This window comes from Streptomyces sp. NPDC007264 (assembly GCF_042869095.1).
Lineage (GTDB): Bacteria > Actinomycetota > Actinomycetes > Streptomycetales > Streptomycetaceae > Streptomyces.
This window is the reverse complement of sequence record NZ_JBIAFD010000004.1, coordinates 181,263-193,628: the sequence shown is the minus strand read 5'-3', so window position 1 is coordinate 193,628 and position 12,366 is coordinate 181,263. Positions and strand designations below refer to the sequence as shown.

At 71.4% G+C, this 12,366-nt stretch carries 9 protein-coding genes and 1 tRNA gene; 4 read left to right on the top strand and 6 right to left on the bottom strand.

What is annotated here, in order from left to right:
• Positions 1-186 precede the first annotated feature (186 nt).
• Positions 187-528: a hypothetical protein gene (locus ACFYMU_RS08040; RefSeq protein WP_388369581.1), complete on the top strand. Its 342-nt coding sequence runs from the start codon at positions 187-189 to the stop codon at positions 526-528.
• A gap of 231 nt (positions 529-759) precedes the next feature.
• On the opposite strand, the gene ACFYMU_RS08035 is transcribed toward ACFYMU_RS08040, so the two are convergent.
• Positions 760-834, bottom strand: a tRNA-Val gene (locus tag ACFYMU_RS08035).
• Between the two features lie 215 nt (positions 835-1,049).
• On the opposite strand from ACFYMU_RS08035, the gene ACFYMU_RS08030 reads away from it, so the two are divergent.
• Together ACFYMU_RS08030 and ACFYMU_RS08025 are read left to right on the top strand one after the other, a co-directional pair.
• Positions 1,050-1,871 (top strand): DUF4097 family beta strand repeat-containing protein, encoded by an 822-nt coding sequence (locus ACFYMU_RS08030; RefSeq protein ID WP_388369578.1) that lies wholly within the window; start codon positions 1,050-1,052, stop codon positions 1,869-1,871.
• Between the two features lie 145 nt (positions 1,872-2,016).
• Positions 2,017-3,513: a hypothetical protein gene (locus ACFYMU_RS08025; RefSeq protein ID WP_388369575.1), complete on the top strand. Its 1,497-nt coding sequence runs from the start codon at positions 2,017-2,019 to the stop codon at positions 3,511-3,513.
• A gap of 31 nt (positions 3,514-3,544) precedes the next feature.
• Here ACFYMU_RS08025 and ACFYMU_RS08020 read toward each other — a convergent pair whose 3' ends face one another.
• The 3 genes from ACFYMU_RS08020 to ACFYMU_RS08010 all read right to left on the bottom strand — a co-directional run bounded on the left by ACFYMU_RS08020 (position 3,545) and on the right by ACFYMU_RS08010 (position 8,256).
• Positions 3,545-4,648 carry an amidase domain-containing protein gene (locus tag ACFYMU_RS08020; protein ID WP_388369572.1) on the bottom strand — a complete coding sequence of 368 codons (1,104 nt, stop codon included), beginning with the start codon at positions 4,646-4,648 and terminating at the stop codon, positions 3,545-3,547.
• A 184-nt stretch (positions 4,649-4,832) separates the two neighbouring features.
• Positions 4,833-6,035 (bottom strand): hypothetical protein, encoded by a 1,203-nt coding sequence (locus ACFYMU_RS08015; protein ID WP_388369569.1) that lies wholly within the window; start codon positions 6,033-6,035, stop codon positions 4,833-4,835.
• On the bottom strand, positions 5,926-8,256 hold the full coding sequence (locus ACFYMU_RS08010; RefSeq protein WP_388370317.1) for a transglycosylase domain-containing protein: 2,331 nt from the start codon (positions 8,254-8,256) through the stop codon (positions 5,926-5,928). The genes ACFYMU_RS08015 and ACFYMU_RS08010 overlap by 110 nt, the downstream gene beginning before the upstream one ends.
• Before the next feature lie 564 nt (positions 8,257-8,820).
• On the opposite strand from ACFYMU_RS08010, the gene ACFYMU_RS08005 reads away from it, so the two are divergent.
• On the top strand, positions 8,821-9,048 hold the full coding sequence (locus ACFYMU_RS08005) for a zinc ribbon domain-containing protein (RefSeq protein ID WP_388369566.1): 228 nt from the start codon (positions 8,821-8,823) through the stop codon (positions 9,046-9,048).
• Positions 9,049-9,096: 48 nt separating this feature from the next.
• Here the strand turns inward: ACFYMU_RS08005 and ACFYMU_RS08000 are convergent, their stop codons facing one another.
• Both ACFYMU_RS08000 and ACFYMU_RS07995 read right to left on the bottom strand, forming a co-directional pair.
• Complete coding sequence (locus ACFYMU_RS08000) at positions 9,097-9,909, bottom strand: HAD family hydrolase (protein WP_388369564.1); 813 nt, start codon at positions 9,907-9,909, stop codon at positions 9,097-9,099.
• Positions 9,906-12,350, bottom strand: a complete 2,445-nt coding sequence (locus ACFYMU_RS07995; RefSeq protein WP_388369561.1) for a phosphoribosyltransferase — start codon at positions 12,348-12,350, stop codon at positions 9,906-9,908. Before ACFYMU_RS07995 ends, ACFYMU_RS08000 begins: the two co-directional genes overlap by 4 nt.
• Between the last annotated feature and the right edge of the window lie 16 nt (positions 12,351-12,366).

Here is a 12,366-nt window from a genome sequence, read left to right as displayed (position 1 = left end):
GCGTGGCGGGGGCACGGTCAGCGGGCTCCGACGCCCCTCACCCCGTGCCGCTCGACCAGCCACTGAGCACGGTCCCGGCCCGCGGAAGTGCTCCGCGGCGGGCGGCTGAGGCGCGCAGCCCCATCGTTCGGGTGAAGCGAGAGAAGCGACTCGCATCCAAAAATCGAACAGGCGTAGCATTGCGGCGTGGCTGCGACCTACGACTTTCCGAGTGACCTCCTCGCCGGTCAGGAGGAGCTGCATCAGGTCCGGGCGGAGCTCCTGGCCCTGCTGAAGCGGCTTCCCTGGTCGGTCGAACCGCTGGAAGGATTCAGCGACGACACCGCCTGGCGCAAGGTGGAGCGCCCCGCCTCCCCGGGCTGGACCGAGGACGAGCAGGCCGAGGTGGAGAAGCTCCGCCGACGCGAGCGCGAGCTCGCGGTGTTCGTCTCCGGCCACCGCTTCTGGTCACAGGTGGCGAAGGAGGAGAAGGTGGACGCACGGATGCGCCTGAAGCACGTGGCCGAGGAACCGCCACGGGAGAGGTAGCCGCGCCTCGCGGGCAGCGCGGGAGCGGACCGCCGCCGGCCCGGGCAACACGTCGACATGGCCACGATGCGCGCTCGCCGACGCCTTCGGCCCCGGCCGGCTCGCGACCGTCCCGAAGACCGGCCGCCTTCCCGCCGTCCAACAGCCGGACGCCATCGCCCCCTTGATCGAAAGGCCCAGGTCACCGCGGGTACCCACCCGCCGACCTGGGCCTTCCTCATGTCCTGCCACTGGTGGGCGCGGACGGTTTCGAACCGCCGACATCCGCCTTGTAAGGGCGGCGCTCTACCGCTGAGCTACGCGCCCAGGACGAGTCGACAGCCTACATTGCCCGAGGGTGTGCCCCGCAAACCCGTATCGGGGGGACGGCGGGGGGTTAACCCCACCCTCGTTCCGGGAGCGGGCCGGATCCTCTCGGAGGGCGTGGATGCGTACGGTCGAAGGACAGCTTCGCTCATTCACGCCGTCCGGCTCCCAGGTCGCTTCCGGAGCTTCGGGCGGCCGGCTCTCAGGAGGATGTCATGGATCGTACGGGGTCGAGCACCGCGGGTACCCGGGGGACCCCGGGTACCGCGCGCGGCAAAGGCGCGCGGCGCGTCCGGGCCGTCGTCGGCGCCGGAGTCGTCGCGGTGCTCGTCGCCACCGCCGCCGGCTGTGGGAACGACGCCGCGGACGACCGGCATCCCGACCACCGTTCCTTCGCGCTGCACGGCCGCATGCTCACCGTGGACTCCGACGACTCGGCGCTGGAGATCGTTCCGGCGGATGTGGACAAGGTCGAGGTCACACGGTGGTTCAAGGGGTCGGTGGTGGCCGGCGGGAATCCCCGGGTGACCTGGGCCATGAAGGACGACCGGCTGGTGCTGCGGCTGAGGTGCTCCGGCCTGGTCGCGGACTGCTCCGCCAAGCACCGGATCGAGGTGCCGCGCGGAGTCGCCGTCAAGGTCGAGGACGGCGACGGAAGCGTGCGGGCGCGGGGTTTCGAGGAGGCGCTGAGCATACGGACCGGGGACGGTTCGGTGCGGGTGACCGACTCGACCGGGCCCCTGACGCTGGACAGCGGCGACGGGTCGATCCACGCGACGGGCGTGCGCGGGCGCCATGTGCACGCCGGGACCCGGGACGGTTCGGTGCGCCTCGAACTCGGTGCCGTCCCCGACCTCGTGGAGTCGAGCAGCGAGGACGGCTCGGTGACGATCACGCTGCCGCACGACTCCTACCGTGTGTCCGCCCGCTCCGACGACGGCTCGGTCCATGTCTCCGTCCCCAGGGACCCGAACAGCTCCCATGTGGTCGACGCCCGGACGCGGGACGGGTCGGTCACGGTGCGGACGGCGGGGTAGACCGCGCGGGCGCCGGGGCGCGGACTCAGCCACGGCCACGGCCACGGCCACGGCACGGCACGGCGAACCGACTGCCCCGTGTGTTCGTCCTCAACCGGTGGGAGAATGACACCGGGCAGGGCGGATGACAGCACGGGAGAGGGATGTGACGGCGACACCATCGCAGCCGTACACGCCGTTTGCGCCATGCGCGCATCACCGCTCGTCGAGCCGCCGCCCGGACCCCGCGCCCACCCCGAGTCCGGCACCGGTCGGGCGCGACGGCCGACGGGACGGCCGGGCGTCGCGGCGGGTTCCCGCCCCCCGGTCGCCGCGGACTCCCGGCCCCGTGCGTGATGCCCTCGTCCTGCTCGCCGTCCCCCTCGTCGCCGCGCTGCTGCTTCCCGCGGCGTTCGCCGGGGGCGGGACGCGCCGGTGGTTCGGCGGGCGGGGCGAGGGGCAGCGGGCCGAGGCGCAGGCGGCGAAGGACGCCGCCGCGGCCGCGTTCTACGAGCTCGACACCGCCCAGCGCGACCTGAGGATCTCGATAGAGACCATCGCCGCGGTCGACGACTCCCCCGCCGCCCGCCGCGCGGTGAGTGACTTCGAGGCGCTCGGGCGGCGCATCGACGAGGTCAGCCACCGGTACATCCAGGCGGTGGACGCGCATGACCTGGACCGGGTCGATCTGGACGCCCCCGCCGCCTCCCGGGCCCGCGCGGACCTGACCGCCGCCAAGGACGAACTGACCCGAGTCCGACAGGAACTGGACCGTTTCGGAGAAGGGCTCGGGCCGCTGCTGGGAAAGGCCGAGACGCAGCTGGCCCGGCTCGCCCCGGCAGTGGAGCGCGCCCGCCAGTCCCTGCTCGCCGCCAGCAACGCCCTGGACGCCGTGCGGGCCACGGGACTCGCTGCGGACGACCTCGCCGCCCGCTTGGCCGCCCTCGCTCCCGAGCTGACCAGGCTCAACCAGGGGGCGGGCCGGCACGGCGTGGCCCAGACCCTGGAGCGCGCCGAGCGGGTCGCCCGGGAGGCCGAGGCGGTGCGTACGGAGGCCGAGCGGCTGCCGGAGCGCGCCGCCGAGATCGACCACCGGCTGGTGTCCCTGCGCACCCGGGCGCAGGCGCTGACCACGCGTGCCGGTCAGGTCGAGCCCGTGCTGAGCGAGCTGCGGCGGCGGTTCGCGGCCGCCTGCTGGCAGGACCTGCAGCATGTGCCGGAGCAGGCCGCCGAGACCGTGCGGCAGGCCGAGGTGAAAATGAAGGAGGCGCAGACCGCGCGCGACGCACAGCGCTGGCCGGACGCGACCTCGCTGCTGTCGACCGTACGGGCGCTGCTGAACACGACGGACGAGGCCGTGTCCGCCGCCGGCGACCGGCTGCGTCGGCTCAACGCCGTGCAGAAGGACCCGCAGCAGGAGATCGAGCGGACCCGGTTCGCGATCCGGGACGCGCAGCGGCTGGCCATGGCAGGGCGTACGACGCCCGACCCGCGGCACGCCGGGCCGCTCGACGACTCCGTGACCCGGCTGGAGCGCGCGATCGGCACTCTGGAGGGCCGTCATCCGGACTACTGGCACTTCCTGACGGAGGCCGAGGCGGTGCGGCGGGCGGTCGCGGGAGTGGTGGCGCGGATCCGGGAGGAGCGGGGGACCGGGCACTGAGGCCCGGCCTCCCCGCCCCGGAGGGCACCGCTCAGGTGCGGTAGGCGTAGTACGCCGCGTTCGGGTACGACGCGATGATGCTGGCCACCGACCTGTTGTAGGTGTTGGTGGAGTGGTACGTCACATACGGCACGCCCTGCGCGCTGCGGGAGGTGACGATCATGGAGTGGTCCTTGGACCCGTCCTTGTTGAAGTCCATCTGCAGCACGTCGCCCACGTCCATCTGGTAGACGTTGGCGAGGCTGGTGACCCGCTTGGAGGACAGGGCGAACCAGGAGAACTCGTTGACGCCGACGAACGAGTCGGACTGGATCTCGGAGTTGCCGAACCACTTGTGGAAGTCGTTCGTGTAACCGGGAACGTGCTTCCAGCCGCCCGCCTTCAGGGACTGGCTGACGAAGTTGGTGCAGTCGCCGCCCGCGCCCTGCCCGTTGAAGTCCGGGTAGTCCGGGTTGTAGCTCTTCCAGTACTTGGCCGCGTACGCCGCCATGGCCTTGTAGTCGTAGCCGCTGGAGGAGAAGTCCTTCGGCTTGGCCGGCGCGGGCCGCGTGGTGGCCGAGCGGGTCGCCTCGGGCGGGGCGTCGTCGGCCGCGGTGGCCGGTGCGGCGACGGCCGGCTTGGCGACCTGGTTCACCGCGAGGTAGCCGTCATCGGTGTCGCGGATACCGGTCAGCTGCCAGTCGCCGTTGCTGTCGGCCTTGAACGTCAGCCGGTGGTGGGCCTGGAAGCCGGTGGTCTTCGGCTCGTTGCCGCGCGCCTTCTCGTAGGTCAGCGTCGTGCTCTCGGTGACGTCGACCGTGGCGTGACGGCCCTTCACCCGCGTGCGGTCCAGCGAGACGCTCGTGGCGGCCGCGCTGTACTCCTCGCCGAGCGACGCGAGTCGGGACTTGCGGCCCCGCAGCTGCGACAGCGCGGACTTCTCGTCGCGCGACAGGGTCGAGGACAGCCGCACGTCGCCGGAGAACCGCGACGCCAGCGGCTTGTCGCCGGTGTTCTTCCCGTTGTCCACCAGGGCGTCCGTGCGGTCGGTGAAGACCGCGTCCGCCAGTCGCTGGAAGGTGGCCCTGGTCGACGGGTCCACCGTGGGGTCGGCGACACTCGCCGCGCCCGCGCTCCAGTTGGGCACCAGCGCCACACCGGCGACGACCGAGGCGGCCGCGGCCGTGACTATCGTTGTGCGACGCCGCTTATGGCTCAGTTTTCGTGATTTCAATGATGTTCCCCTCTACGCCGGTACTCGATACCGGGAGCCGCATCTTCGCATGGCATGTGTGGCTCTCGTGAAGGGGGTTGCAGAAGCGATACCGAGGGACGCGGCCTCACTTCACCACGGTCGACCAGTCGGGCGACTGGGCCGGATCCAGGCTGCGCAGCCGCTCCAGCGTCTCGGGTTTCTGGGCGTCGAGCCAGGCCGTGAGTTCCCTGAAGGACACGCACTTGACTCCCTGTTTCGTGCACACGTTCTTCACGACTTGGTCGATGGCCTTCATGTAGATGCCGCCGTTCCAGTCCTCGAAGTGGTTGCCGATGAACAGGGGTGCGCGGCTGCCGTAGTACACGCGGTTGAAGCCGTCCATGTAGGACCGGACGGTCTCCTGCTCCCACTCGGGGAACTTGGCCGGATCGCCCTGGGTCTCGCCGCCGGACTGGTTGTAGAGGAAGTTGAAGTCCATGGACAGGCCCTGGTACTTGCCGCCCTCGTACGGGAGCATCTGCAGCGGGAAGTCCCAGATGCCGTTCTTCTTCGTCGGCCATATCTGGAAGTCGCCCGCGGAACTGGCGTCGTAGCGCCAGCCGTAGCTCTTGCCGGCCGTCAGCAGGTTCTTCTGGCCCTCCAGGCAGGGCGCGCGCCCGCCGGTGACCTCCTTCCTGAAGTCGAAGGGCAGGGGGGCGATGTCCTTGTAGCCCGTGTTGGTCTTCCACTTCTCCACGAAGGAGAAGAACTGGTCGATCTCGCTCTTCCACTCCTGCACGCTCCAGTCGCCGCCGCCCTTGGCGCCGCAGAAGTGGCCGTTGAAGTGGGTGCCTATCTCGTTGCCGTCCTTCCACGCCTCCGCGAGCTGCCCCAGTGTGGTGCGGATGTGCTCGTCGGTGGGGAAGCTGATCGCCGCGGAGCCCACGGAGTGCTGCGGCGGGTGGTAGAGGTCCTTCTCGCTCTTGGGCAGCAGGTAGATGCCCGTGAGGAAGAACGTCATGTGGGCGTCGTACTGCTTGGCCAGCTCGCGGTAGTGCGAGAAGAGGTGGTCGTCGCCCTCCAGGCCGCCGTCCCACGAGAAGACGACGAACTGGGGCGGCTTCTCACCCGGCTTGAGCGGCTCGGCCTTCAGCTGCCCCGTGGGCGGGCCGGTGTAGGAGGTGGAGCCGTCGCCGATCACCTTCGTCCTGCCGTCCCAGGCGGGTTCTCCCGCCGCGTCAGTCGTGGAGTCCTTGCCCTGGGAATTCCTGCCCCCCTCCGTCGACGCCGTCGGAGCCGTGTTGCCCGGGCGGGTCAGTGCCAGGAAGGTCGCCGTCACCGACGCCACGACCAGGAACGTCGCCAGCGTCAGGAATCCCGCCCGGCTGTTCAGACGGGCGGTGCGAGGAGGACGGGTCCGGCGACGTCGGCCGGTTCGCTTGGTCATGGGCGGCTCGTTCCGAGAGGGGAGTGGACACGTGGGGCTTCTCGGCCGTCTGGGACCGGCCGGACTGCGTCATGGCCTTGGACCAGATGCCGTAAGGGACACTGTCCGCTGCGGTGCCGGCGACGCCCTCGAGTGGCAGCGGTTCCAGGCTCTTGGACAGATCCATGCGGTAGACGACGACCGCGGTGGACACGGACGTGGCCGTCCCCACGTACCAAGAGGCGGTGTCGCCCTGTGTGGTTCCCGCCTTTCCGGCCACCTGCAGGGAGGCGGGGGCGCCGTCGGGGTGGGCGTTGCGGAAGGACTCCGTGAGGGCCTCGGTGACGTCGCGGGCCACCGCACTGCCGACGGCCCTGCGGGACTCCGGCGTCGTGAGGGGGACCCTGGAACCGTTGCGGGTGACCCGCCACACCGAGTACGGCTCGGTGTGCGTCCCGTTCGCGGCGAACGTGACGTACGCGCTCGCCATCCGGATCGCGCTGGGCGTGGAGCTGCCCAGGGACAGGGTGGGAACCTGCGGGCCCATGGTGGAGGGGAGCAGCCCGGCCGCCTCCGCGGTCCCGCGCACCTGGGCCAGGCCGGTGTCCATGCCGAGTTGCATGAACGGTGTGTTCACGGACCGGACGAGGGCCCGCCGGAGGCTGATCGGTCCGTAGGACCTGTTGCCTTCGTTGTGGGAGCTGACCTTCTTGCCGCTGCGGTCCCAGTACGGCCCCTCCGGCGTGGTGACGGGGATGCCGTCGTCACCGTCGTAGACGGACTCGGGGGTGACCGGTGTCGCGGGTCCGCCGCGGGTCTTGTGCACACCGTGTTCCAGGCCGGCGGCGTAGACGAACGGGAGGAACGCCGAACCGGCCGGGACGGTGCTCGCGTTGGACTCGTTGTAGCCCTGCTTGCGGTGGTCGGGGCCGCCGTAGACGGCGAGGATCCGGCCGTCGGTGGCCACGGAGGCGGCGCCGTAGTGCGCGGTCGCCGCCGGGCCCGGGTGGTCCCTCTTCGCCTGCTTGCGGGCCTTGGTCACCGCGCTGGTGAGCGTGGCCTCCCGCGTGCGGTCGAAGGTCGTGTAGATCTGGTAGCCGCCCAGGTCGAACTGTTTGTCCGAGATATGCCCGGCCTTCTTGGCGTACTGCGCCGCCAGTTCGACCAGATAGTCGCTCTGCTCACCGGTGTCGTAGAGCGGGTTCTGCTTCAGCGGCTCGGGGAACGTGCGGTACTTCGCGCGCTCGGCCTTCGACAGCTTGCCGATCTTCACCATCCGGTCGAGGGTCCAGGACCAGCGCTCCGCGGCCCGCCGGTGGTTCGCCTCGCTCAGCGTGGGGTCGTAGAGGCCCGCGCCCTTCAGCAGGGAGGCGAGGAAGGCGGCCTCGCTGGCGTTGAGCCGGCTCACGTCCTTGCCGTAGTAGGCCTGGGCGGCGCGCTGGATGCCGTAGGTGCCGCGGCCGAACCAGCTCGTGTTCAGATACCCCTCGAGGATCTTGTCCTTGCTCATCCTGTTGTCGAGCTTGAGGGCGATCATCGCCTCGGTGAACTTGCGGCTCACCGTCTGGTTCTGGTTCAGGTAGACGTTCTTGACGTACTGCTGGGTGATGGTCGAGCCGCCCTGGGTGTCCCCCTCGCCGACCGTGCGCCACAGGGCTCGGGTGATGCCCGAGACGGACACGCCCGGGTCGGAGTAGAAGTTCTCGTTCTCCGCCGCCAGCACGGCCCACCGGACCTTGGGGGGTATGTCCTTCAGCGGCATCGCCTGCCGCTGCACCCAGCCGGTGCGGGCCATGGGCGTGCCGTCGGACCAGAAGTAGACGTTGTCCTGCTGGGTGGCGTACGAGTTCAGGTTCTCCGGTATGTCCGTGGCGGCGTACGCGACGACCAGGAACGTGGTGGTGAGGCCGAAGGAGGCCAGTACGGCACCCAGCCACTGGCGCCACGAGGGTATCCAGCGCCGCCAGCCGGTGCGGCCGGGCCGCGGGTACACCGGCTTCAACTTGCGGGCGTACGGGGCGAGTTTGCGTGCGTAGGGGGCCAGCGGCCGCGTGTACGGCACGAGGCGGGCCGTGACACGGGTGAGGACGGAACGCCGCGCGACCTCCTCCCGCCCCGCGCCGGACTCCTCCGGGCGAATCATCCGCAGCTGCATCGTGGCGTCCGGCTCCAGCTGCTCCGGGACCCTCAACTGCATGGTGACGTCCGGCTCCGGGAGCTGCCCGACGCGCAACTGCATGGTGACGTCGGGCGCCAGGGGCTCCTCCGCCCGGGCGTCGTCCTCCGCACGATGCGGCTGGGGGCGCTTGGGTGCCGCCCGGCGGCGGTGGGGGCGGCCTCCGCCGCGCTCGTCAGCCACGACGGGCTCCGGGGCACGGACGGTCCAGCGGCTGTCGGCCACCTATTCGAAACCAGACCTCGGTCACGACTGCGTCTCCCTCCGCACTCCCGGTTTGCGTGCCGGGTGTATGCAGCGGCCACGCATGTGGCTGCGAGCCCCGTCCCCGACCATGCGGCTCATCGCGGCCTTCATAAATTATCAGTGCCTCTTGTGATCTCTTCGCCGAAGACCGGACAGAAGTTGATGGAGGCGAAAAGATTGCGGAGATATTAAGGAGATTTGGCGTGGTTCGGAGAGCGTCACCCGGGTGCTCGGCCGTCCCGGGATCTCCCGTGATCTCCCGGAACCGCCCGTTAATCTATGGGCATGCCTCGCTATGAGTACCGCTGCCGTACGTGCGGCGACACGTTCGAACTGAGCCGTCCGATGGCCGAATCCTCCGCGCCCGCCTCCTGCCCCTCGGGCCACGACGACACGGTGAAGCTCCTGTCGACCGTCGCCGTCGGCGGCACGGCGTCCGCCCCCGCGCCGACACCCCGCGCGGGCGCAGGCGGAGGCGGAGGCGGTTGCTGCGGCGGAGGCTGCTGCGGCTGAGCGCCGCCCGGGTGGCCGCCCGCACCCTGCTACGCCACCCGCGCCCTGCTACGCCTCCCGCGCCGCCTTCAGGAACTCCCGCAGGATGCGCTCCCCCGCCGCCACGCCCCGCTCCGGCACGGCGCTGATCCCGGGTGCCGTCCAGTCGGCGTCGGCCAGTTCGCCATGGGCCGGGCGCCAGCCGCGGTCCGCGGCGAGCAGCAGGTCCGCGTCGAGCAGCGAGTCCCCGGCGGCGAGCGTGAGTACGGCACCGCAGCGCCGGGCGACCTCGCGCACGGCCGCGCTCTTGGTGAGCGGCTTCGGCACGGCGTAGACCTTGCGGCCCTGCAACGACACCGTCCAGCCGCGGTTCTCCGCCCACACGGCCAGTTCCTTCACCCATTCCCCGGGCAGCAGTTCACGCTCGACGACGAGGTAGGCGAACAGGTCCTCGGCCACCCGCTGCTTGCGCACCCACAACGGGTCCGCGGTGGCCACCAATTGGTCCTGCACCTCGGCCAGGGGAGCGCACTCCTCGGCGAGCCGCGCGAGCACCGCCGCGTGCCAGTCGGGGTCGGAGACACCGTCGACGAGCAGATGGCCGCCGTTCGCACAGATCGCGTACGCCGGGGCGGGACCCGGCAGGTTGATGCGCTGGTACTGCTTGCGGGTGCGGGTCGTGGTCGGCACGAACACCGCCCGGTCCCCCAGATCGGTGAGCAGCCCGGCCGCGGTCTCGGTCATGTACGACAGCGGCCGGCTCTCGTGCACCTCGACGCACAGCAGCCGGGGTGCCCGGGCGTCGGGCATGGTCAGCGCGAGCGCCGCGGCGGAGTAGATCAGCGTGCGGTCGAGGTCACTGGCGACCAGGACGGGGTTCATGCGGCCACCGCCCGGCCGTCGGCGCCGGTGGCGCCCCGGGTGTACCGGGGATGGATCAGGCCCACGCAGGTGTACGGAAGCGTGGCGACCTCCTCGACGGGCACGCCGCGCTGCGCGGCCAGCAGGCGCACATGGTCGAGGTCGGCGCCCGCCCCGGCGCGCGCCAGGATCTTCCAGGGCACCCGGCGCAGCAGCACCCGCGTGGTCTCGCCGACGCCCGGCTTGACGAGGTTCACGTCGTGGATGCCGTACTCCTCGCTGATGCGTTCCACCGCCGCCCAGCCCTCCCAGGTCGGGGTGCGGTCGGCGGACAGCAGCTCCTTGGTCCGCGCGGCGACGGTCTCCTCGACCTCGGTGAAGCGGGCGGACACGGCGTCGAGAAAGGCCACGGACACGTCCGCCCCGGCGAGCTCGCGGTAGAACTTCGCGCCGTGGTAGTCACGCGGGCCCACCAGGTCGGCGCGCAGCACCGTCCGTGAGATCAGCCCGGAGACCGTGGAGTTGAGGCAGGCGGACGGGATGAGGAAGTCCTCCCGGGTGCCATAGGTGCGTACGCACGATCCCGGGTCGGCGAGGACCGCGATCTCGGGGTCGAAGCCGGAGATGCCGTCGGATGCCTCGAACTCCCGCACGGCCTCGGCGAGTTCCCGGGTGATGGCGCCCTTGCCGGTCCAGCCGTCGACGAAGACGATGTCGGCGGGGTCGTACCGGTCGGCCAGGTAGCGCAGCGCGTTGGCGTCGATGCCGCGGCCGCGCACGATCGACACCGCGTAGTGCGGCAGGTCGAGCCCGTGCCGGTGGCGGGCCCAGCGGCGCATCAGGACGCCGACGGGGGTGCCGGCGCGGGCGAGGGAGACCAGGACCGGCCGCGGTGACCGCTCGGCGAGCACGGTCTCGGTGACCGCGCCGACGGCCTGCGCGAGCCGCGCGGCGGACGCCTCCAGCGCCGTGTGGAACAGCTCCTGGTACTGCTCGCTGGGCTGGTACTCCACCGGCAGCGACTCGGCGTAGTGCGCGCCGCCGCTCTGGATGGCCTCCTCGCGCTCCTCGGTCGGCGCCTCCAGGGTGACGTCCGAGAGGTCCTGCAGCAGCCAGCCGACCTCATCGGGCGCGTACGAGGAGAAGGCTGGGCCGCGGAGGGGCTCGGGCAGCATGGCGGGCCTTTCGGGAACGTGCCGGGACTCGGGGACGTAACTGGGGACGACCGCGAGCAGAACGTGCGGGGTGTGGGCGGCGAGCCGGTCGAGCAGGCCGCCCGGGGCGTGCAGGGCCGGGGTGTCCGCCACGGAGTCCACGACCGCGACGACGGTGTCGAAGCCGGCGTCGGCGACGTTGTACGCGTAGCGCTCGCCGGGCCCGTCGGCCGGGTCGTCGTGGGCGGGGAAGACGATGCGGCTGCGTATCGCGTAGCCGGGGTCGTCGACGGCGAGCACGGGCGAGCGGGTGGTCGTGGAGAAGCGGACCTCGGCGGCCACCACCTGCTCCAGTTCACGGGCCAGCCGCAGCGGTGCGTACATCAGCTCCTCGAAGCCGAGCACGAGCACGCGCCGGGCCCCCTCGGGTATCGCCTCGGCCAGCCGCGCCGCCATCGCGGGCAGCGCCGCCTCCAGACGGGCCCGGTGGGCGGGGGTGAAGCCGTGCCGCCCGCCGTCGGGCAGACCGTGGGGCCAGCCGAGCGCGACGCGGTCGATCGTCCCGTGGCGCTCCCGGTCGGGTGCGGGCGACTCGTGCCGGGCGACCAGTTCCCGGCCCTTCTCCAGGACGTCCGCCGGCAGCCGGACGGTGCCCGCCGCGGCCGCCACCAGGTCGATCCGCGCGTCGATCTCCCGCCCGAACTCCGTCAGGCGCCCCAGGTCGGCGGCCGAGCGCATATCGACCAGCGCGACCACCACGTACCGCCTCCGCGGATGGCGCCGGTGCAGGTCGCGGATGGTGTTCATGACCGTGTTGCCGGTCGAGAACTCGTCGTCGACCAGGACCAGCGGGCCGTCGCCCGCCAGCAGGTGCGGATCCTCGGGCAGCAGCAGATGCGAGGTGGCGTGCGAGTGGGACTCCTCGAAGCCGCCGGCCCGCGCCACGCCCTGGACGGGACGGCGGGTGGAGTGCAGACAGGGCACGGCGCCCATGCCGTCGGCGACGGAGTGGCCGAGGCCCGTGGCCGTCTCCGCGTATCCGAGGACGACCGGCCCGTCGGCCCCGCCCTCCACGCCGTCGGCGTCCAGCAGGTCGCGCACCCGGCGGCCGAGCGCGAACCCGTGGCCGTAGACGACGGAGGGGGACTGCGGGACGTGTTTGCCCAGCACGTTGGAGACGAGCAGATGCGCCCGCCGGGGGTTGCGCCGCAGCGCGAGCCCCAGCAGACCGGTCAGCTGCTCGTCGCCGACGAGTTCGACACCGAGCCGTTCGGCCACCCATGTCCCGGACCAGACCACGTTCTTCATCGATTCCTTGTCACTA

Coding starts and splice junctions, on each gene's coding strand:
- ACFYMU_RS08030 (WP_388369578.1), top strand. CDS start 1,050: ATGGATCGTACGGGGTCGAGCACCGCGGGTACCCGGGGGACCCCGGGT.
- ACFYMU_RS08010 (WP_388370317.1), bottom strand. CDS start 8,256: ATGATTCGCCCGGAGGAGTCCGGCGCGGGGCGGGAGGAGGTCGCGCGG.
- ACFYMU_RS08005 (WP_388369566.1), top strand. CDS start 8,821: ATGCCTCGCTATGAGTACCGCTGCCGTACGTGCGGCGACACGTTCGAA.
- ACFYMU_RS08000 (WP_388369564.1), bottom strand. CDS start 9,909: ATGAACCCCGTCCTGGTCGCCAGTGACCTCGACCGCACGCTGATCTAC.
- ACFYMU_RS07995 (WP_388369561.1), bottom strand. CDS start 12,350: ATGAAGAACGTGGTCTGGTCCGGGACATGGGTGGCCGAACGGCTCGGT.